This window comes from Pseudonocardia zijingensis (assembly GCF_042657305.1).
Classification (GTDB): Bacteria; Actinomycetota; Actinomycetes; order Mycobacteriales; family Pseudonocardiaceae; genus Pseudonocardia; species Pseudonocardia zijingensis.
Genome location: NZ_JBHSKO010000001.1, coordinates 1 through 18,640, shown reverse-complemented (window position 1 = coordinate 18,640; position 18,640 = coordinate 1). Strand labels below are relative to the sequence as shown.

Genomic DNA, 18,640 nt, shown 5'->3' with positions numbered 1-18,640 from the left:
TCTGGGCCGAATGAGGATCGCGAGGGACTCAATGGGCGTCGCGTACCTGGACCGCTTCGTGAAGACCGTCGAGGAGAGCGACCACGCCGTGTTCACCGGTCCGGACGAGCACCGTCGGCGCCACCTGGTGAAGTACCACGACGACCGGTTCGACCCGCCGCTCCTGCTCGATTTCACCGAGGAGGAGTTCGATGCCGCCGTCCACGCCACCGGCCGGGATGCCCGGTCGCTGTGGCCCGACGACCCCGAACCGGAGGCCGGGATCAAGATGATGCTCGTGCACCTCTACGAGAGCATGTCCGTCGAGCGGCGGCCGCGGGAGCGCATCTACCTGTCGAACGGGCAGCTCTGGGCGGAGTGATGGTGCTCGAGCTCGTCCCCCGGGAGCGGCGCGTGCTCGCCCCCGGCGCCGTGCACGTGCCGGACTGGCTCGACCTCGACCGCCAGCGGGAGCTCGTGCGGGCCTGCCGGGAGTGGGCGAGCGAGGGGCCGGGGATCCGGGCGGCCGTGTTGCCGAACGGCGGGCAGATGTCGGTGCGCAGCGTCTGCCTCGGGTGGCACTGGTACCCGTACCGCTACTCCCGCACCCGCGACGACCAGGACGGATCGCCGGTCGCGCCGTTCCCGGAGTGGCTGGGCGACCTGGGCCGGCAGGCCCTCGCCGACGCCTACGGCGACCCGGAGCGCGCCCGCGGCTACCGCCCGGACATCGCGTTGATCAACCACTACGGGCCGGCCGCGCGGATGGGCCTGCACCGCGACAGCGATGAGAAGGCGTTCGACCCGGTGGTGTCGTTCAGCATCGGGGCGCCGTGCGTGTTCCGGCTCGGCAACACCGAGCACCGCGGGCGGCCGTGGACGGACGTCGAGCTGCACTCCGGCGACCTCGTGGTGTTCGGCGACGAGAGCCGTCTCGCCTACCACGGGGTGCCGAAGCTGCTGCCCGCCCACGACGTGCCCGACACCGGCCTCGCCGAGGGCCGACTCAACATCACGTTGCGGGTTTCCGGTCTGAGCTGATCCGGCCCGTGAAGGACGGCACGCGGCGGTCGGCGAGCGGGTCCGGGCCAGGCGGCTCGCCGTGCGCGAGGGCGCGCAGCCGGCCGAGGTAGTGGTGCCACCCGTGGTGGTGGGCGTCGGCGGCGGGGTCGGCGAGGCCGTGGTGCACGAGCTTCAGCCGCGTGCTGCCGGGGCCGTGGGGGACGAGGACGATCTCGACGGTGGTCGATCCGGGCGGGATCCCGACCTCGGCCCGCTCCCAGCCGTAGGTGAACACGACGCGCCGGTGCGGGACCAGTTCCAGGTAGCGGCCCGAGCAGGTGTCGCCGTTCGCGTGCGTCCAGCGCACGGTGCCGCCCACGACCGGCTCGAGGGTGGCCTCGGTCGCCATCCACTGCACGAACAGACGTGGTTCGACCAGCATCCGGTAGATCTCGGCCGCGGGGGCGTGGATCACCAGCTCCTGCACCACGAGCTTCACGACGACGCCCTGTGCGCGCCACGGGCCTCGGCCGCGCTCTTCAACCGGGCGAGCGGTTCGGCCCAGAACGCGTCGAGGAAGGCGGCGACCTCGGCGACGCGGCCGAGGTCGGCCCGGTAGAGCCTGCGGTTCCCGTCGGTGCGCACGGTGAGCAGCCCGGCGTCGCGCAGCAGCTTGAGGTGCTGGCTCGCGGCCGACTTGGACATCCCGGCCGCCTCGGCGAGCTCGCTGGCCGGCCGCTCGGCGTGCCACACGAGGCGCAGCATCGCCCGCCTGCCGGGATGGGCGAGGGCCCGGATCTGCTCCTCGCGGGCCGCCTCCGTCACGGGCGCCGACCCATCGCGCCCAGGAGCCGGGCCTGGGCGGGTGCGTCGGCGGGAACGGGCACGGCGGGCCCGACGAGCCCTGCGGCCCGGCCGCGCTCGGGCATGTCGGGCAGGAACATCGCCACGCACGCCTCGACGAGCGCCGGGTCGAGCGTGCTGTCCTGGCCCGTGGCCACCGCGAGGTCCCAGGTGTGCACGAGTGTGTCCATGAACGTGCCGGCCGCGGCCTCCGCCACCGTCCACTCGAACCCGAGCGGCGACGCGCACGTGCGAGCGAGGACGTCGGGGTCGGCCAGCGCCGCAAGTGCCTCGTCCACCGAGGCGCGGTACTCGTCGGCCGTGACGCCCTGCACCGGCTCCGGCGCGCCACCCCGCGCCGCCGCGAGCAGGTAGGCCGGACCACCGGCCATGTGGTCCACCAGCTGCTGCACCGTCCACTCCTGGCACGGCGTCGGTGCGCGGAGCTGGTGAGCGGTGACGCCCGCCAGCACCGTGGCGCTGCGGCCCGCGGCCGCCCGGAACAGGCTCACCGGATCCTGCATCGCACGCTCCCGTGGTTCAGGGACCGCTAAATTTAGCGATCCCTGAACCAGGCGGGTAGCCCGTTCACCGGAGTGGCGGAACTCAGCTGCGGCGCGCGCGGCGGATCAGGAAGATGATCAGGAGCAGCAGCGCACCCCCGGCGACGGGGGCGAGGCGCTTGAGCACCGGGGCGCCCGCGGTGTCGAGCAGGTCGATCGCGTCGACCTCGCTGCGCATCGCGCTGGTGGCCGGGGTCTTGGGGGCCGATGCGAGCACCGGGCCCGTGGCGGCGCCGGTGCCGTTGGTCTGGCTGCCCGCGCTCGGCCCGGTGGGGGCTGCGGCGCCCTCCGAACCCGACGGTGCGGAGGCGGCGGGCTTGGCCTCCTCGGCGGGCTTCTCCGCCTCGGGGACCAGCTTGCTCGCCACGCACGACGAGAACTGGCCGATGATCTTGTCGGCGACGTCGGAGATGACCCCGCGGCCGAACTGGGCGGGCCGGCCGGTGATGGTCATGTCGGTGACCATCGTGACGGCCGTGCGGGTGGGACCGTCGGCGACCATCGTGCCGGTGACGGTGGCGCTCGCCGTGCCGTTCCCGCGGGAGTCACGGCCGGTCGCCTCGATGACGACCTTGTGGTTCTCCTCGTCACGGGTGACGTAGGTGCCCTTGCCCTTGTAGGTGAGCGAGATCGGCCCGAGCTTCACCTTGACGGTGCCGGTGAACGAGTCGCCCTCGTACTCCTGCAGGGTGGCGCCCGGGAAGCAGGGAGCGACCGTTTCCGGCGTGTTCAGCGCCTCCCACGCCTTCTCGATCGGCGCGTCGATCGTGAACTTGTTCTCCAACTGCATCTTCTTCGTCTCCTCCACAAAGCCGCAGGACGCCTGCCCCGGATGACCAGAGCAGGCGTCCTGCGGAACGAGCGTCAGCCTGCGGCTGCCAGCACCGCACGGCCCGTGAGCACCTTGGCCAGGTGTTCACGGTAGTCGGCGGCGGCATCGGCGTCACTCGGCGCGGCGGTGCCCTCGGTGACCCGTTCGGCTGCCGCGCGCACCGCGTCGGCCGTGGCCGGCTGGCCCACGAGCGCCTGCTCGACGCCGGTGGCGCGGATCGGCGTGGTGCCCATGTTGGTGAGCCCGACCCGTGCCTCGGCGATCGTGCCGCCCTCGACGCGGACGGCGGCCGCGATCGCGACCATCGACCAGGCCTGCGCCGTGCGGTTGAACTTCTCGTAGTGGCTGCCCCAGCCCGTGTACTTCGGGAACCGGATCTCGGTGAGGATGTCGCCCTCGCCGAGTGCGGTGGTGAAGTAGTCGACGAAGAACTCCGACGCGGGCACCGTGCGGCGCCCGCCCGGCCCGGCGACCACGAGCTCTGCGTCGAGGGCGAGCGCGACGGCGCCGAGGTCACCTGCCGGGTCGGCGTGGGCGAGCGAGCCGCCGAGCGTGCCGCGGTGGCGCACCTGGTTGTCGGCCACGGTCTCCGTGGCCTGGGCGAGCAGCGCGACGTGCTGCTGCACGGACTCGTCGCGGATGATGTCGTAGTACGACGTCATGGCGCCGATGGCGATCCGGTCGCCGTCCTCGCGGATCCCGCGCAGCTCGGCGATGCCACCGAGGTCCACGAGCACGGAGGGTGCCGCGAGCCGCAGCCGCAGCACCGGGATCAGGCTCTGCCCGCCGGCGAGGATCTTGGCGTCGTCGCCTGCCTCCTGCAGGGCCTGGAGCGCCTCGTCCACCGACGACGGCCGCACGTAGTCGAACTGGGCGGGGATCACTGGACCTCTCCCTGTGGGTTGTTCGGGTCGATCGAGCCGAGGCCCGCGCCCGGCGAGTGGGTGTCGGTCGGCGTCTCCTGCGTGGAGCGGCCCTTCGCCTCCTGGATGGCCCGCCACACGCGCTGCGAGGTGCACGGCATCTCGACGTCCGTGACGCCGAGGTGGCGCAGGGCGTCGATCACACCGTTGACGATCGCCGGCGTGGAGGCGATCGTGCCCGCCTCGCCGACGCCCTTCACACCCAGCGGGTTGGAGGTGGCCGGCGTGCTCACGACGTGGGTGTCGAAGCTCGGCAGGTCGGCCGGGGAGGGCAGCGTGTAGTCGACGAACGTGGCGTTGACCAGCGTGCCCTGCTCGTCGTAGTTGGCCTCCTCGAACAGGGCCTGTGCGATGCCCTGGGCGAGCCCGCCGTGCACCTGGCCCTCCACGATGAGCGGGTTGATCACCGTGCCGACGTCGTCCACGCAGACGTACTTGCGCAGGTCGACGTGCCCGGTCTCGGTGTCGACCTCGATCGCCGCGAGGTGCGTGCCGTGCGGGAAGGAGAAGTTCTCCGGGTCGTACACGGCGTCGGCGTCGAGCGAGGGCTCCATGCCCTCCGGGAGGTCGTGCGCCACGAACGCGGCGAACGCGATCTCCTGGATGGCCTTGCCCTTGTCGGTGCCGCGCACGGTGAACGTGCCGCCCGAGAACTCGAGGTCCTTCTCGTCCGCCTCGAGCATGTGGGCGGCGAGCTTCCTGGCCTTGGCGATCACCTTCTGGGCCGCGTCGACGATCGCGATGCCGCCCACGGCGAGCGAACGCGACCCGTACGTGTCGAGGCCCTTGGGCGAGATCTGGGTGTCGCCGTGCAGGATCTCGACGTCCTCGAACGGCACGCCGAGCTGGTCGGCCACGATCTGGCTGAACGCCGTCTCGTGCCCCTGACCGTGTGGGGAGGCACCGGTGATGACCTCCACCTTGCCGGTGGCGAGCATGCGGATGCTCGCCGCCTCCCAGCCGCCTGCCCCGTACGCGAGCGAGCCGAGCACCCGCGACGGCGCGAGCCCGCACATCTCGGTGAACGTCGAGATGCCGATGCCCAGCTGCACCGGGTCGCCCGACCGGCGCCGCTCCTCCTGCTCGCGGCGCAGCCCCGCGTAGTCGAACAGCTCCATCGCCTGCTGCGTGGCCTGCTCGTAGTTGCCGGAGTCGTAGGTCAGCCCGGCCACCGTGTTGAACGGGAACTCCTCGTGCTTGATCCAGTTCTGCTGGCGCAGGTCCATGGGATCGCGGCCGAGCTCGACCGCCAGCTCGTCCATGATGCGCTCGATCGCGAAAGTGGCCTCCGGCCGGCCGGCACCCCGGTACGCATCCGTGAGCGTCTTCGTGGTGAAGACGTTGGTGCACGCGAACCGGTACGCCGGGATCTTGTAGATCGCGTTGAACATGAACGCGCCGAGGATCGGCACACCGCCGCCGACGAGGCCGAGGTAGGCGCCCATGTCGGCGAGCAGCTTGACGTCCAGGCCGGTGACCGTGCCGTCCTTCTTCGCCGCGATCGCGATGTCCTGGATCTGGTCGCGCCCGTGGTGGGCGGTGAGCAGCGACTCGGAGCGCGTCTCGGTCCACTTGATCGGCTTGCCGAGCTTCTGCGCGAGCGCGACGCAGAGCATCTCCTCGGGCACCACGCCGATCTTGCCGCCGAACCCGCCGCCGACGTCCGGTGCGATGACCCGCAGCTTGCTCTCGGGCACACCGAGCGTCACCGCGGTCATCGTGCGCAGGATGTGCGGGACCTGGGTGGACGAGTAGAACGTGATCTGCTCGCCGGTCGGGTCCACCACCACAGAGCGCGGTTCCATGAACGCGGGGATGAGCCGCTGCTGGATGAACCGGCGGCGCACCACCACGGAGTCGGGGTCGGACTCGGCCGCCGAGATCGCGTCGGAGACGCTGCCGCCGGTGCCGGCCTCCCCGGAGTCGAACACCCAGGTGGCGCTCTCGTTGGTGCCGAGGTCGGGGTGCACGAGGGTGGCGCCGTCGGCGAGGGCGGCCTCCATGTCGAGCACCGGTTCGAGCGGCTCGTAGTCGACGTCGACGAGCTCGGCGGCGTCCCTGGCCTCCCCGGCCGAGCGGGCGACGACGACGGCCACGCCCTCCCCGGCGAAGTGCACGGTGGTGGCGGCGAGCAGCGGCCGCTGCGGCGTCTTCTGCTCGGGGGTGATCGGCCACGCGTTGGGCAGGCCGACCGACTCGACGCCCAGGTCGGCGGCGGTGTAGACGCCGATGACGCCGGGGGCCGACTTGGCCGCGGACGTGTCGATCCGGTTGATCCGCGCGTGGGCGAACGTCGAACGGACGACGGAGATGTGCAGGGTGCCGCTCGGCGTGATCGAGTCGGTGAACCGGGTGCGACCGGTGATCAGGCGCGTGTCCTCCTTGCGGACACGGGCGCGGCCGATCTCGCCGGGTGTGGTGGGTTCGGCGGTCGTGGTCACGTCACTGCCCTCCCGCCACCGGGGTGGGGGTGTCGACCGGCGCCGTGGCACCGGGCTTCATCGCCTTGGCGGCACTCTGCACCGCGCGGACGATGTTCTGGTAGCCGGTGCAGCGGCAGAGGTTGCCCTCGAGCCCCTCGCGCACGGCGCGCTCGTCGGGGTCGGGGTTGTCGCTGAGCAGGTCGACCGCCTGCATGATCATGCCGGGGGTGCAGTACCCGCACTGCAGCGCATGGCACTCGTTGAACGCCTTCTGCACCGGGTGCAGCTCGCCGTCGCGGGCGAGCCCCTCGATCGTCGTGATCTCCGCGCCGTCGGCCTGCACCGCGAGCACGGAGCAGGACTTCACGCTCTGCCCGTTCAGGTGCACCGTGCAGGCACCACAGTTGCTGGTGTCGCAGCCGATGACCGTGCCGGTCTTACCCAGGCGCTCCCTCAGGTAATACACCAACAGCGTGCGGGGTTCGACGTCGTCGACGTACTCCACGCCGTCGACGGTGACCCGAACCTGTGCCATGAGCCCTCTCCTCACCACGAGCGCGGTGCCGCTACCGAGAGCAGCACTGGACGCACCGGACGCAGCCGAGCTGCGCCCGGGTGCCGCACACGACGTTGTGGCGGCGCACACAATCAGACCGCCGATCAATCGGCCATGCAAGGGCGATGCGGCCCTCTCCTGCACGGGACAACGCACTGACCGAGACGGAGCAGTCAACGATCCGCAGATGCGGATTCAAGCGGGTCCGATCACCGCATCGGCGGTTTGATCACCCGGGCAGGTTCACCTGTCCGGACCAGTCCGGACGGGCGGCGACGATCACCCGACGGTGCGTCCACAGCGGATTCCGCCTCCGGCGCGGTCCCCACCGGGCGCAGCGGGGCCGACGTGCGGTTCCGCAGCGCCCCCCACCACAGCCCGCCGCCGTACGCGAGGTCGTCGAGCCTGCGGGCGAGGAGGTATCCGGGCAGGCCGGGACGGTCCGGGTGGTGGCGCTTGCGCCACCAGTCCACGACGCCCTCGACAACCGCGATCGCCGCGACCGTGCGGCGCGCCCGCCGTGACACCAGCGCCGCCGCCAGCGACAGCGGCCAGTAGTGCCGGGTGACCGCGTCGGCGGTCTGCGCCACCGTGCCGACGGCACCGAGCCCGATCAGCCGGGCCGCGATCCGGCGCGGTTCGCGCACCGGGAGCTTGCGGGCGAGCTGCTCGGTGGCCCCGGCCGCCACGGCCACCGCCGCGAGCAACGACCACGGCCGCGCACGCAGGAGCAGCACGGCCACCGCGGCGGACCAGGTGTTCAGCACCATCGGTGGCACGGATCCGGGGTGGCGCAGCGACAGCGGGGCCGCGCCCGTGCCGTAGTACGCCTTGCGCAGCCACCACGCGCGCAGGCTCGTGCGGTGGTCGTGGGCCACCTGGGACGCGGGCTCGTAGCGCACGCGCCGGCCCGACTCGTGCAGCCGCAGCACGAGGTCGACGTCCTCGGCCACGTGCATCCGCTCGTCGAAACCCGCACCTGCGGCGTCGCGCCGCACCACCATCGCGGCGCTCGGGACGTAGGCCACCCGGCTCTTCGGCACCACGAGCGCCGGATCGGCCCCGAGGTCCAGCGAGGAGCGGACCGACTCGTACCGGGCCAGCCACCCCTGAGCCGACAGCGCGACGATCCGCGGCGCCACCAGCGCCACGGCCGGGTCGGCGAATCCGGCGAGCAGCGGGTCGAGCCACCCGGGCCGGGGCACCACGTCGGAGTCGAGGAAGGCGACGAGCGGGGTGCGCGCGGCCGCCAGCCCCGCGTTGCGGGCCGCCGCGGGCCCCCGGGCCTCCGGGTGGCGCACGACCACGGCGCCCGCCCGTTCGGCGGCGGCGCGGATGCCCGCGGCGTCGGCCGAGCCGTCGTCGACGACGATCGTGGCGCCGAGCCCGGACGGCAGGGCGGCCAGCAGCCGCGTGAGCCCCTCGACGCGATCCTTGACCGGCACGACGACCGTGACGTCGGACGCGGGCGGGATCGCGGCGGCAGGCGCGGCCACCGGGTGGGCGATGCCCGCGTCGAGCAGCCTGCGGGCGAGCGCCGCCGAGGTCGGGTCGGAGACCTCGAGCTCGCCGTCGCGCAACCGGGCGGCAGCCGCGGCGGACAGCCGCAGCATCCGAGGCGGCGCGCCCCCGAACAGGACCGTGCCGTCGTCGACGGCGATGGCGTGGCGATCGAGCGCGACCCGGACCCCACGGGGCAGTGCATCGTCCACGCGACCGAGCCTAGATCCACCCGACCTGGGGGATGCTTGCTCCGTGGACGTTCCCCTCCTCCCCGAGTACGGGCGCCGGTCGCTCTCCGAGGTGCTGCCCGCGCTGCTCGCCTCGCTCGGCACGGCCGGTGCGCCACCCGCTCTCGACCTGCCGCCCGCACGCGCCGCGGCGGTGCTGCTCGTCGACGGGCTGGGCAGCAAGCTGCTGCGCCGCCACGCCGCCGACGCGCCCTTCCTCGCCAGCCTGCCCGACGCGGGCCCGGTCACGTCCGGTTTCCCGTCGAGCACGTCGATCGGCCTCGCGTCCCTCGCCACGGGCGTGCCACCGGCGGCGCACGGGCTGCTCGGGATCTCGCTGCTCACCGGAGGCGAGCTGCTGAACACGCTCCGCTGGACCGAGGAGGGTGGGCGGCTCGACCTGCGCGAGCGGCTCGTGCCCGAGGAGGTGCAGCCGGTGCCGACGGAGCTGGAGCGGGCGGCGGCCGACGGCGTCGCGGTCACGGTGGTGACGCTGGGCGAGTTCGACGGGTCCGGGCTCACCCGCGCGGTGCTGCGCGGGGGCCGCTTCCACGGCACGTACGCGCTCGGCGACCTGGCCGCGGGGGTGCTCGGCGCGATCGGCGGGCCCGGGCGGCAGCTCTGCTACGGCTACCACCGCGACCTCGACGCGATGGGCCACCTGCACGGCCCCGGCTCCCTGCCGTGGCGGTTGCAGCTCGCCCAGGTCGACCGGCTCGCCGAGCTCGTCGCCGACCGCCTGCCGCCCGACGCGGTGCTCGTGATCACCGGCGACCACGGCATGGTCGAGGTCGACCGCCGGTTCGACGCCGACACCGACCCGGTGCTGGCCGACGGCGTCGCCCAGCTGTCCGGCGACCCGCGCGCCCGGTACGTCCACGTCCGGCCGGGGGCCGCGGACGACGTGTTCGCCACCTGGCGGGCGGTGCTGGGCGACGGAGCGTGGGTGGTGGCGCGCGAGCAGGCGGTGGCCGAGGGCTGGTTCGGCACGCCGCTGGCCCCGCACGCCCGCGACCGCATCGGCGACGTCGTGGTCGCCGCGCGCGGCGGCACGGCGGTGATCCGCTCGAAGGTGGAGAGGTTCCTCTCCCGGCTGCCCGGCCAGCACGGGTCGCTCACCCCCGACGAGCAGCTCGTTCCCCTCCTGGTGGCCACGGGCACCTGACGAACCTCAGATGTTCCTCAATTCTGTGGCGACCCCTTCCACGGCTGATCCACCCTGGTGGGCACCTGCTGAACGGGGGGATCGCGATGGAGCTCGTCGTCGATGTCGAGCTGAGCGTCCGTGATCGGGCCATCCTGCGCGCGGTGGAACGCGGCCCCGCCGAGCTCGTGTGGGGCTCGGAGCCCGACCTCTACCTCGACGGGCGCTTCTGCTGCGACCAGAACGCGGTGCACAAGCTCGTCCGTGCCGGCCTGATTGCGCCGGCCGTCGAGGGCGGGGTGGGCCAGCGGCTCCCCGCCGTGATCACCACCGCCGGCCGCCTGGAGCTCGTGGCCTGACACCGCCGCGGCCGCGGTCAGCGGTAGCGTCCCGGCACGTGACCAAGCCGTCCGCCCGGCAGGAGCGGATCCTCGCGATCCTGCGCTCCCGCGGTCCGGCGCGGGTGGCCGAGCTGGCCCGCGAGTTCGACGTCTCGCCGATCACGCTGCGCCGCGACGTCGAGGCGCTCGCCCGCGACGAGCGGGTGGTCCGCAGCCACGGCGTGGTGCGGCTGCCGTCGGCCCGGCGGCCCGGGCGCTCGCCGCGGGCCACCACCGACGTCGTGGTGCTGATGGCCCCGCAGCACAACACCTACCTCGGGCAGATCGTCACCGGCGCGCGGGAGTCGGCGCAGCAGCTGGGCCTGTGCTGCGAGGTGCTCGGCGTGGAGGAAGGGGAGCCGACGCGGTCGGCGATGCGCCGCGCCGCCGCGGTGCCCGGTGCGCTGGGGGCGCTCGTCATCCCGCGGTGGCGCTCGGCCGCCACGGTCGCGGCGGAGGACCCGGACGCCGGCGCGCACGACGCACCGCCCGTGCCCACGGTGCTGGTCGAGCGGTTCGCGCCGGTGGGCAGCGTGCTCTCCGAGCTCGACGCCGTGCGCACCGACCACACCCGCGGGGTGCTGCTCGCCCTGCGCCACCTGCGCGAGCGCGGGCACACCCGGATCCTGCTCGCGGCACGGGACGACAGCCCCACGGCGCGCACCATCCGGGAGGCGTTCCTGCGCCTCGTGCCCGCGCTCGGGCTGCCGCTGCTCGCCGAGCCGCTGCTCAGCGCCCCGGGTGCGGCGCCCGACCCGGCCACGCCGATGCCCTACCTGCCTGCGGCGATCCGGGAGACCGGCGCCACCGCGCTCTTCGCGCACAGCGACGTGGACGCGCTGAACCTCGTCACGCAGCTGCACGCGGCCGGGATCCGGGTGCCGGACGACCTCTCGGTCGTCGCCTACGACGACATGATCGCGAACCTCGGTGGCCCGGAACTGACGGTGGTGGCGCCGCCGAAGCGCGAGGTCGGGCGCGAGGCGCTCGCGCTGCTGCTGGACCGCGTGGAGCGGGGTGGACCGGTGCGGCACGTCGAGCTGCTGCCCGCGCTCGTCGACCGCGGATCGGTTCGGACGATCACCTGATTTGATCGTTCGATCATTTCGATCGTTCGACCTTGACAGCGATCCCCCGCCTCCACGATCGTGAGGGAAAGCGCTCTCTCGATGACCGCTCTCTCGATGACGAGGGGAACGTCCATGCCCCATCGATCCCGCGTGCTCGCCGGTGCGGTCGCCGCCGCCGCGCTCACGCTCTCCGCCTGCTCGGGCGCGGCACCACCACCGTCCGCGGGCGGGCCCACGGTGATCACCTACTGGTCCTCGCTGCGCGGCACCCAGCCCGTCGTCGACGCGTTCAACGCCACCCACACCGACATCCAGGTGGACCTCGAGGTCACGCCCACCGGCACCGGCGGCACCAACGCGAAGCTCACCAACGCCACGCGCGCGGGCAACGCGCCCGACGTCGCCACGCTGGAGTACAACGCCCTGCCCGCGTTCGCGCTCGACGGCGCCGTGCTGGACGTGACCGACCGGATCGACGACCGGTTCCGCGCGGCGCTGCTCCCGCAGGCCTGGGACCAGACCACGTTCGACGGGCGGGTCTACGGGGTGCCGCTCGACATCGAGCCGATGGTCCTGTTCTACCGCCGCGATCTGTTCGAGCAGCACGGCATCGCGGTGCCCACGACGTGGGCCGAGTTCGAGCAGGCCGCACGCGAGATCAAGGCCGCGGCGCCCGACGTCCGGCTCGGCACGTTCTTCACCAACAGCGCGCCGCACCTGGCCGGGTTCGCCGACCAGGCGGGCGCACGGTGGTTCTCCACCGACGGCGGCCGCTGGAACCTCGACTTCACCGGCCCCGCCAGCACCCGCGTCGCCCAGTTCTGGCAGCGGCTCGTCGACGACGACCTCCTGCAGGTCGCGCCCGGCAGCAGCCAGCAGTGGAACGCGGCGATCGCGAACGGAACGGTCGCCACCTACATCGACGGGGCGTGGGCGGCCGCGGCCCTCATGCGCTCCGCTCCCGGCGGTGCCGGCACGTGGGCGGCGGCGCCGCTGCCCCAGTGGGACCCGGCCCATCCGCGCGTCGGCGTCAAGGGCGGGTCGGTGTTCGCCGTCACCGCCGGCAGCGACCACCCGGCCGAGGCGATGGAGTTCCTCCGCTGGATGGTCACCGACCCCGAGGCGTTCCGCGCCCGCCTGTCCAGCGGCGCGAGCAGCATGTACCCGGCGGCCCCGGCCCTGGTCGGCGTGGCCGACGAGGGGTTCGACCGCAGCTACTTCGGCGGCCAGGACGTCTACGCGCTGTTCCGCGAGCAGGCCGCGATCGTGCCCGAGGGCTGGGTCTGGGGCCCGCGGATGACCGCCACCAACCAGATCGTCCAGGAGGGCCTGGCCCGGATCCGCTACGGCGGCACCGTGCTCGAGGCACTCGAACGGGCCCAGGAGGAGTCGCTGCCCGATATGCGCGCGCTGGGCTTGGCGGTGGTCGCCCGATGACCACCGTGCCCGGCCAGCGCACGGCCGTGACCGTGCTGCTCGTGCCGTTCGCCCTGCTCTGCCTGGGCGTCTTCGTCGTCCCTGCCGGCTACGCGATCTACCTGAGCTTCTTCTCCACGTCGCACTCCGGCCTCGGTTTCGGCACCGCGCGCACGGTGTTCGTGGGCCTGCGCAACTTCGCCGTGGTGCTCACCGACCCCAGCTTCCTGCGCAGCATCGGCGTCACCCTCGTCTACATCATGGTGTTCATCCCGCTGCTCGTCGCGGGCTCGCTGCTGATGGCGCTGCTCCTGGATTCGGGGCTGGCCCGGGGCAGGCGGTTCGCCCAGACGGTGCTGTTCCTCCCGCACGCGATCCCGGGGATCATCGCCGCGATCATCTGGCTGTACCTGTACACACCGGGCATCAGCCCCGTCCTCGCCGGGCTGGCCGCCGCGGACGTCCGGATCGACCTGCTGGGCGAGACGCTGCTCATCCCGTCGCTGGTGAACATCGCGCTCTGGGGCGGGCTCGGCTACAACACCGTGATCTTCTACGCGGCCCTGCAGGCCGTGCCGCGCGAGGTGATGGAGGCCGCGGCGGTGGACGGCGCCGGGGCGGTGCGCACCGCGCTGCGCGTCAAGGTGCCGATGGTGCGGGCCTCCGTGGTGACCGTCGCGATGTTCACGCTGGTGGGCTCGCTGCAGCTGTTCACGGAGCCGATGCTGCTCGCGCAGGCCACGCCGCTGGTGGGCGCCCGGTTCACGCCGAACATGTACATCTTCGACGCGGCCTTCAACCGCAGCAACTACGGGCTCGCCTCGGCGGCGTCGGTGCTGCTGCTCGTCCTGTGCTGCCTGCTGTCCTACGCGGTGGCGCGCTTCAGCTCGCGGGGGGCCCGGTCATGACCACCATCGACCGACGGGTGCGGCGGGGCACCAGCGGCGGCACGATCACCACGAACGTCGTGGTCGCGGCCGCCACCCTGTACGCGCTGCTGCCGCTGCTGTGGCTGCTGCTCGCGGCCACCAAGGACACGCAGGCCCTGTTCAGCAGCCGGCTGCTCGACCTGGGCAGCTTCGACATCGTCGGCAACGTCCGCGCGCTGCTCGCCGAGGACGACGGCCTCTACCTGCGCTGGTACGCCAACAGCCTGCTGTACGCCATGGTCGGCGCCGGGCTCGGCGCGCTGATCAGCACCGCGGCCGGGTACGTGTTCGCCAAGTACGAGTTCCGCGGGAAGAAGCAGGCCTACGCGCTCGTGCTGATCTCGGTGATGATCCCGGGCACGGTGCTGGCGCTGCCGATGTACCTGATCGCGTCGCGGCTCGGGCTGGCCAACACGATGTGGGCCGTGTTCATCGCCGTGCTGTTCAACCCGTTCGGCGTGTACCTCGCGCGGATGTTCGCCACCGGCTACGTGCCCGGCGAGGTGCTGGAGGCCGCGCGCGTGGACGGGGCGTCGGAGCTGCACATCTTCTTCCGCATCGGGCTGCGGATGCTGGGGCCGGGGTTCGTCACCGTGTTCCTGTTCCAGCTCACCGCCATCTGGAACAACTTCTTCCTGCCGCTGGTGATGCTCTCCGACGAGAAGCTCTATCCGATCAGTCTCGGCCTCTACACGTGGAACAGCGCGGCCACGACGTTCCCGGACTACTACCCGCTCGTCGTGATCGGCTCGCTGCTCGCGCTGATCCCGCTCGTCGTGGCGTTCCTCATGCTGCAGCGGTACTGGCGGTCGGGCCTCACGGCGGGGAGCGTGAAGTAGTGCCACCCCACCCACGCGCCGCATTCGCCATGTCCGCGACGTCCGCCCGGCAGGTGCTGTACCCCGCCGCGGTCGCACGCATCGCGGCCGCGGTCGACATCGACCCGGACGTCGTGCTCGACGGGTTCGATGGAACGGACCTCGCAGGCGTCGAGCTGCTCGTCACCGGGTGGGGCTGCGCACCGATCACCGCGGACGTGCTCGCCGGCGCGCCGCGGCTGCGCGCGATCGTCCACACGGCGGGCAGCGTGCGCGGGCACGTCAGCGAGGCGTGCTGGGAGCGGGGGATCGCCGTCAGCTCGGCGGCCGCGGCCAACGCCCTGCCGGTGGCCGAGTACGCGGTGGCGATGATCCTGCTCGCCGGCAAGCGGGTGCCCGACATCGCGCGGGAGTTCCGCGCGGCGCGGGTGAAGCGCGACTGGAACGTGATCCACCCCGACGCGGGCAACTACGGCGCCACCGTCGGGCTGCTCGGTGCGTCGCTGATCGGCAGGCGCGTGGCCGACCTGCTGCGCCCGTTCGACCTCGAGGTGCTCCTGCACGACCCCTACGCCGACGCCGGGGAGATCCGTGCGCTCGGCGCCGAGCCGGTGGGGCTCGACGAGCTGTTCGCCCGGTCCCGCGTGGTGTCGCTGCACGCACCGCTGCTGGAGAGCACCACGGGCATGGTCGACGCCCGGCTGCTCGGCCTGATGCGCGACGGCGCCACGCTGCTCAACACCGCGCGCGGCGGGATCGTCGACCACGCCGCGCTGGAGCGCGAGCTTCTGTCCGGGCGGCTGCGCGCCGTGCTCGACGTGACCACGCCGGAGCCGTTGCCCCCCGACTCGCCGCTGTGGGACTGCGACGGCGTGCTGCTCACCCCGCACATCGCCGGCTCCACGGGCAACGAGCTGCGCCGCCTCGCCGACTTCGCGGCCGCCGAGGTGGAGCGGTGGGCGGCGGGGCAGCCGTTCGCCCACCCCGTCCGGCGCGAACTGCTGCCGCTCACCGCCTGACCGCCCGCACGATCGAGGAGGCCCTGATTTCCGCCGACGACTTCGACCTGAGCCCCGACACCGGCTGGACCCGCGGCCACTGGACCGCCGTGGCCGACGACCTGCTCGCCGCCGTCCAGCGCTTCCGCTCGCCGCGGGGCGGGCGGATCGACCTGCCTGGCGCCCCGGCGCGGGCGGGCGTCACGTCCGACGGGCTCGAGGGGTTCGCCCGCACCTTCCTGCTCGCGGCCTTCCGCGCCGCGGGCGACGAGGACCCCCGCCCGCTCGAGCCCTACCTCGAGGGCCTGGTGAGCGGGCCCGCGGGCGACGCCGCGGACCGGTGGCCGCCGATCGGCTCGCACGGGCCGGGCGGGCAGCCGATGGTCGAGTCGGCGTCCGTGGCGCTCGGGCTGCTCACCACGCGGCGCTGGACGTGGGACCGGCTCGACGGCGCCGAGCAGGACCGGCTCGAGGCCTGGCTGCGCGGCGCGCTGCGCCACGAACCCGCCCCGAACAACTGGTACCTGTTCCCGATGGCGGTGGCCGCCTTCCTCGACGAGGTCGGCCGCGGCGACGCCGAGACCGCAGGTGCGATCGACCGCGCCCTGGAGCTGCTGGAGGGCTGGTACCGCGGCGACGGCTGGTACAGCGACGGCGACGGGCGCGCGTTCGACCACTACATCGGCTGGGCGATGCACCTCTACCCCGTGCTGGTCGCGCACCTGCGCGGCGACACCGCGCAGCTGGAACACCTCGGCCCCCGGCTGCGGGAGTTCCTCGGCTCGTTCGCCGCCACGTTCGACGTCAACGGCGCCCCGCTCCACCAGGGCCGATCGCTCACCTACCGCGTCGCCACCCTGTCGGCGGTGGCGCTGGGCGAGGTGGTCGGGTGGACGCCGCTGCGCCCCGGCCAGACACGGCGGATCCTGTCGGCCGGGCTGCGCTACTTCCTCGACCGCGGCGCCCTCACCGACGGGATCCTCTCCCGTGGCTGGCACGGCCCCCACGACGCGAGCCTGCAGCCCTACTCCGGGCCCGCCTCGCCGTACTGGGCGAGCAAGGGCTTCATCGGCCTGCTGCTGCCGGAGACCGCGCCGCTGTGGACGGCGGCCGAGGAGCCGCCACCCGCCGCGGGACCGGACCGGACGATCGCGATCCCGTCCGTCGGCTGGCTCGTGCAGACCACGCAGGCCGACGGGATGGTCCGCGTGCACAACCACGGCAGCGACCACGTGAACCCGTGGGACGCCGAGACCGCCGAGCCCGACCCGCTCTACGCGCGCTTCGCCTACTCCACCCGCACCGGCCCCACCGCCGTGCGCAACGCGGCCGACAACCACGTCGCCCTGCACGTGCGCGGCCAGGACAGCGTGCGGCGGCGGATCCACCCCATCGGCAGCGGTCCCGACTGGGTGGCCTCGTGGCACCAGCCCCGGTTTCCGGGCGCGCCCGGCCCCGTGCTCCCCCAGGGCCGCATCGAGAGCCTCGTGGTGGCCCGCGGCGCCTGGGAGGTGCACGTCCACCGGCTGCGGGCCGTACCCGCCGGCATTCCTGTCACGGTGACGGGATGGGCGCTCGCGGCCGCCACCCCGCAGGACCTCGACGACCACGTCGACGGCGTCACGGTCGAGGTCCGCACGAAGGAGACGACCACCCGGCTCGTCGGCTGCCACGGCTTCGACGCGGCAGGCGTCGACCGCGCCCCGCAGGGCACGGCCTACGGCGCATGGGCGCTCGTGCCGACCCTGCGCGGCAGCGTCAGGGCCGGCGAGCTGCTGGTCACGGCCTCGACGCTCACCGCAGCACCCGGCGCCGCCGTGCCGCAGGTGGCGGTCGACGGCACCAGCGTGTCGATCGACTGGTCCGACGGCAGCCGCACCACGTGCGACTGGGAATCCGACGCGCCGGTCGTGCTCACCACGCCGTGAGGCCCATGATCACCGGGCGGGAGCGAAAGCCGACATCTGGCGTCGGGAAACGCGCCAACCCGCTGATCAAGACCGACCCGACGCGCCACCCCACCCCCGCCGCGTTCCGCGGAACCCGCCCCCGTGACCCGTGGTTGCGTGGGCGGCCGTTCCCGGCTGGGGGGCACGCCGGTTCCCGACGAGCCCGTCGCCGCCGGGTACCCACGCCACCCTCCTGTGGCCGCGGATCATCCGGATCGGCGTCCTTCGGAGGAGCTGTCTCCTCCGGCCGAGTTCCGCGGAACCCAGCCCGCCCAGCGGGCTTGCGCGGGCAAGCCCCGCAGGCGACGGGAGGTGCTCGCAGGGCGTCCACCGGATCGATCGATCTCCTCACCGACGCGAGCCGCGGTCGAGGATCGCGATGCGGTCCCTGGGTTCGCAACTCGACAGCCGGTGGCGTGGTGGTCGGGTTGGGTTCACTACCGGACCCCGTGGTTGCCCGGGCGGCCGTCCCCGGCTGGAGGGCACGGCGGTCGTCGACGAGCCCGTCGCTGCTGAGTGCCTGCGCGACTGTCCTGTGGTCCCGAACCATCCCGACCTACGTCGTCGTCAATCGGGGCTGTCTTCCCGGTCGGGTTCCGCGGAACCCAGCCAGCGCGGTGATCTTGCGTGGGGCGCGCCGGGTCATCTCGCTGTGGAGGGCTTCCCAGCGGCGTTCAGCTGAAAGCCTCCGCGGCTCCCGACCACCGGATAGTCTCCCTGCAGCCGACCGGACGTACTCGTCCACGAGTCCGGGAGGGCGCGACGAGCATCTCGCAACGCGCCCACCGGATCGGTTGTCCTCAGACCCGGCCCAGCGCCCGACCGCAGCGCGCGAAGCGCAGGCCGCCCACCCGGGGCTCAGTGGCCGCACCCCGCGGGAAGAGGCGGGCCCGAAGTGGTGCATCTCCGACATGCCCACGCGAGCCGCCGTCGAGGAGCGCGCCAACCCCAACCCAGCCGCGTTCCGCAGTGAGGATGTAGGTGAGCCCCGCAGCGGTCGTTCTGACCCAGCGTTCCGCTGACCGTGGTGTCCTTGTTCCGATCCGTCGGACGTGCCGCTGCGGGGCTCGCCTGTGCACTCACCG

General features: G+C 73.2%; 18 protein-coding genes. 10 read left to right on the top strand and 8 right to left on the bottom strand.

Annotation, left to right across the window (positions count from 1 at the left end):
• Nucleotides 1–31 precede the first annotated feature (31 nt).
• Nucleotides 32–361: a hypothetical protein gene (locus ACFPL3_RS00090; RefSeq protein ID WP_343939459.1), complete on the top strand. Its 330-nt coding sequence runs from the start codon at nucleotides 32–34 to the stop codon at nucleotides 359–361.
• The gene (locus ACFPL3_RS00085; RefSeq protein ID WP_343939457.1) at nucleotides 361–1,020 is read left to right on the top strand and encodes an alpha-ketoglutarate-dependent dioxygenase AlkB family protein; all 660 of its coding nucleotides are present in this window, start codon (nucleotides 361–363) and stop codon (nucleotides 1,018–1,020) included. Before ACFPL3_RS00090 ends, ACFPL3_RS00085 begins: the two co-directional genes overlap by 1 nt.
• On the opposite strand, the gene ACFPL3_RS00080 is transcribed toward ACFPL3_RS00085, so the two are convergent.
• From ACFPL3_RS00080 to mftF, 8 genes are all read right to left on the bottom strand, one after another.
• Nucleotides 992–1,480 carry an SRPBCC family protein gene (locus ACFPL3_RS00080; protein WP_343939455.1) on the bottom strand — a complete coding sequence of 163 codons (489 nt, stop codon included), beginning with the start codon at nucleotides 1,478–1,480 and terminating at the stop codon, nucleotides 992–994. The two genes, ACFPL3_RS00085 and ACFPL3_RS00080, sit on opposite strands and share 29 nt — an antisense overlap.
• On the bottom strand, nucleotides 1,477–1,806 hold the full coding sequence (locus ACFPL3_RS00075) for an ArsR/SmtB family transcription factor (protein ID WP_343939454.1): 330 nt from the start codon (nucleotides 1,804–1,806) through the stop codon (nucleotides 1,477–1,479). Before ACFPL3_RS00075 ends, ACFPL3_RS00080 begins: the two co-directional genes overlap by 4 nt.
• Nucleotides 1,803–2,348, bottom strand: coding sequence for a TIGR03086 family metal-binding protein (locus ACFPL3_RS00070; RefSeq protein WP_343939452.1), 546 nt, complete (start codon nucleotides 2,346–2,348; stop codon nucleotides 1,803–1,805). Before ACFPL3_RS00070 ends, ACFPL3_RS00075 begins: the two co-directional genes overlap by 4 nt.
• Nucleotides 2,349–2,430: 82 nt before the next feature.
• On the bottom strand, nucleotides 2,431–3,177 hold the full coding sequence (locus tag ACFPL3_RS00065) for an SRPBCC family protein (protein WP_343939451.1): 747 nt from the start codon (nucleotides 3,175–3,177) through the stop codon (nucleotides 2,431–2,433).
• 74 nt (nucleotides 3,178–3,251) lie between these two features.
• Nucleotides 3,252–4,103 (bottom strand): FAD binding domain-containing protein, encoded by an 852-nt coding sequence (locus tag ACFPL3_RS00060; RefSeq protein WP_343939449.1) that lies wholly within the window; start codon nucleotides 4,101–4,103, stop codon nucleotides 3,252–3,254.
• A complete protein-coding gene (locus ACFPL3_RS00055; protein WP_343939447.1) occupies nucleotides 4,100–6,583 on the bottom strand; it encodes a xanthine dehydrogenase family protein molybdopterin-binding subunit in 2,484 nt (827 codons plus the stop codon). Before ACFPL3_RS00055 ends, ACFPL3_RS00060 begins: the two co-directional genes overlap by 4 nt.
• Before the next feature lies 1 nt (nucleotide 6,584).
• Complete coding sequence (locus ACFPL3_RS00050; protein WP_343939445.1) at nucleotides 6,585–7,100, bottom strand: (2Fe-2S)-binding protein; 516 nt, start codon at nucleotides 7,098–7,100, stop codon at nucleotides 6,585–6,587.
• Nucleotides 7,101–7,330: 230 nt separating this feature from the next.
• Nucleotides 7,331–8,833 (bottom strand): mycofactocin biosynthesis glycosyltransferase MftF, encoded by a 1,503-nt coding sequence (gene mftF / locus ACFPL3_RS00045; protein WP_379588328.1) that lies wholly within the window; start codon nucleotides 8,831–8,833, stop codon nucleotides 7,331–7,333.
• A 43-nt stretch (nucleotides 8,834–8,876) separates the two neighbouring features.
• On the opposite strand from mftF, the gene ACFPL3_RS00040 reads away from it, so the two are divergent.
• The 8 genes from ACFPL3_RS00040 to ACFPL3_RS00005 all read left to right on the top strand — a co-directional run bounded on the left by ACFPL3_RS00040 (nucleotide 8,877) and on the right by ACFPL3_RS00005 (nucleotide 17,534).
• Nucleotides 8,877–10,016 carry an alkaline phosphatase family protein gene (locus ACFPL3_RS00040; RefSeq protein ID WP_343939439.1) on the top strand — a complete coding sequence of 380 codons (1,140 nt, stop codon included), beginning with the start codon at nucleotides 8,877–8,879 and terminating at the stop codon, nucleotides 10,014–10,016.
• Nucleotides 10,017–10,102: 86 nt separating this feature from the next.
• Nucleotides 10,103–10,354 carry a hypothetical protein gene (locus tag ACFPL3_RS00035; protein ID WP_343939437.1) on the top strand — a complete coding sequence of 84 codons (252 nt, stop codon included), beginning with the start codon at nucleotides 10,103–10,105 and terminating at the stop codon, nucleotides 10,352–10,354.
• Nucleotides 10,355–10,392: 38 nt separating this feature from the next.
• Nucleotides 10,393–11,463 (top strand): substrate-binding domain-containing protein, encoded by a 1,071-nt coding sequence (locus tag ACFPL3_RS00030; RefSeq protein WP_343939435.1) that lies wholly within the window; start codon nucleotides 10,393–10,395, stop codon nucleotides 11,461–11,463.
• Nucleotides 11,464–11,577: 114 nt separating this feature from the next.
• The gene (locus ACFPL3_RS00025; RefSeq protein WP_343939433.1) at nucleotides 11,578–12,882 is read left to right on the top strand and encodes an ABC transporter substrate-binding protein; all 1,305 of its coding nucleotides are present in this window, start codon (nucleotides 11,578–11,580) and stop codon (nucleotides 12,880–12,882) included.
• Nucleotides 12,879–13,769 carry a carbohydrate ABC transporter permease gene (locus ACFPL3_RS00020; protein ID WP_343939431.1) on the top strand — a complete coding sequence of 297 codons (891 nt, stop codon included), beginning with the start codon at nucleotides 12,879–12,881 and terminating at the stop codon, nucleotides 13,767–13,769. Before ACFPL3_RS00025 ends, ACFPL3_RS00020 begins: the two co-directional genes overlap by 4 nt.
• On the top strand, nucleotides 13,766–14,629 hold the full coding sequence (locus tag ACFPL3_RS00015; RefSeq protein ID WP_343939429.1) for a carbohydrate ABC transporter permease: 864 nt from the start codon (nucleotides 13,766–13,768) through the stop codon (nucleotides 14,627–14,629). Before ACFPL3_RS00020 ends, ACFPL3_RS00015 begins: the two co-directional genes overlap by 4 nt.
• Before the next feature lie 29 nt (nucleotides 14,630–14,658).
• Complete coding sequence (locus tag ACFPL3_RS00010; RefSeq protein WP_343939427.1) at nucleotides 14,659–15,627, top strand: hydroxyacid dehydrogenase; 969 nt, start codon at nucleotides 14,659–14,661, stop codon at nucleotides 15,625–15,627.
• Nucleotides 15,564–17,534 carry a DUF2264 domain-containing protein gene (locus tag ACFPL3_RS00005; RefSeq protein ID WP_343939425.1) on the top strand — a complete coding sequence of 657 codons (1,971 nt, stop codon included), beginning with the start codon at nucleotides 15,564–15,566 and terminating at the stop codon, nucleotides 17,532–17,534. The genes ACFPL3_RS00010 and ACFPL3_RS00005 overlap by 64 nt, the downstream gene beginning before the upstream one ends.
• Nucleotides 17,535–18,640 lie beyond the last annotated feature (1,106 nt).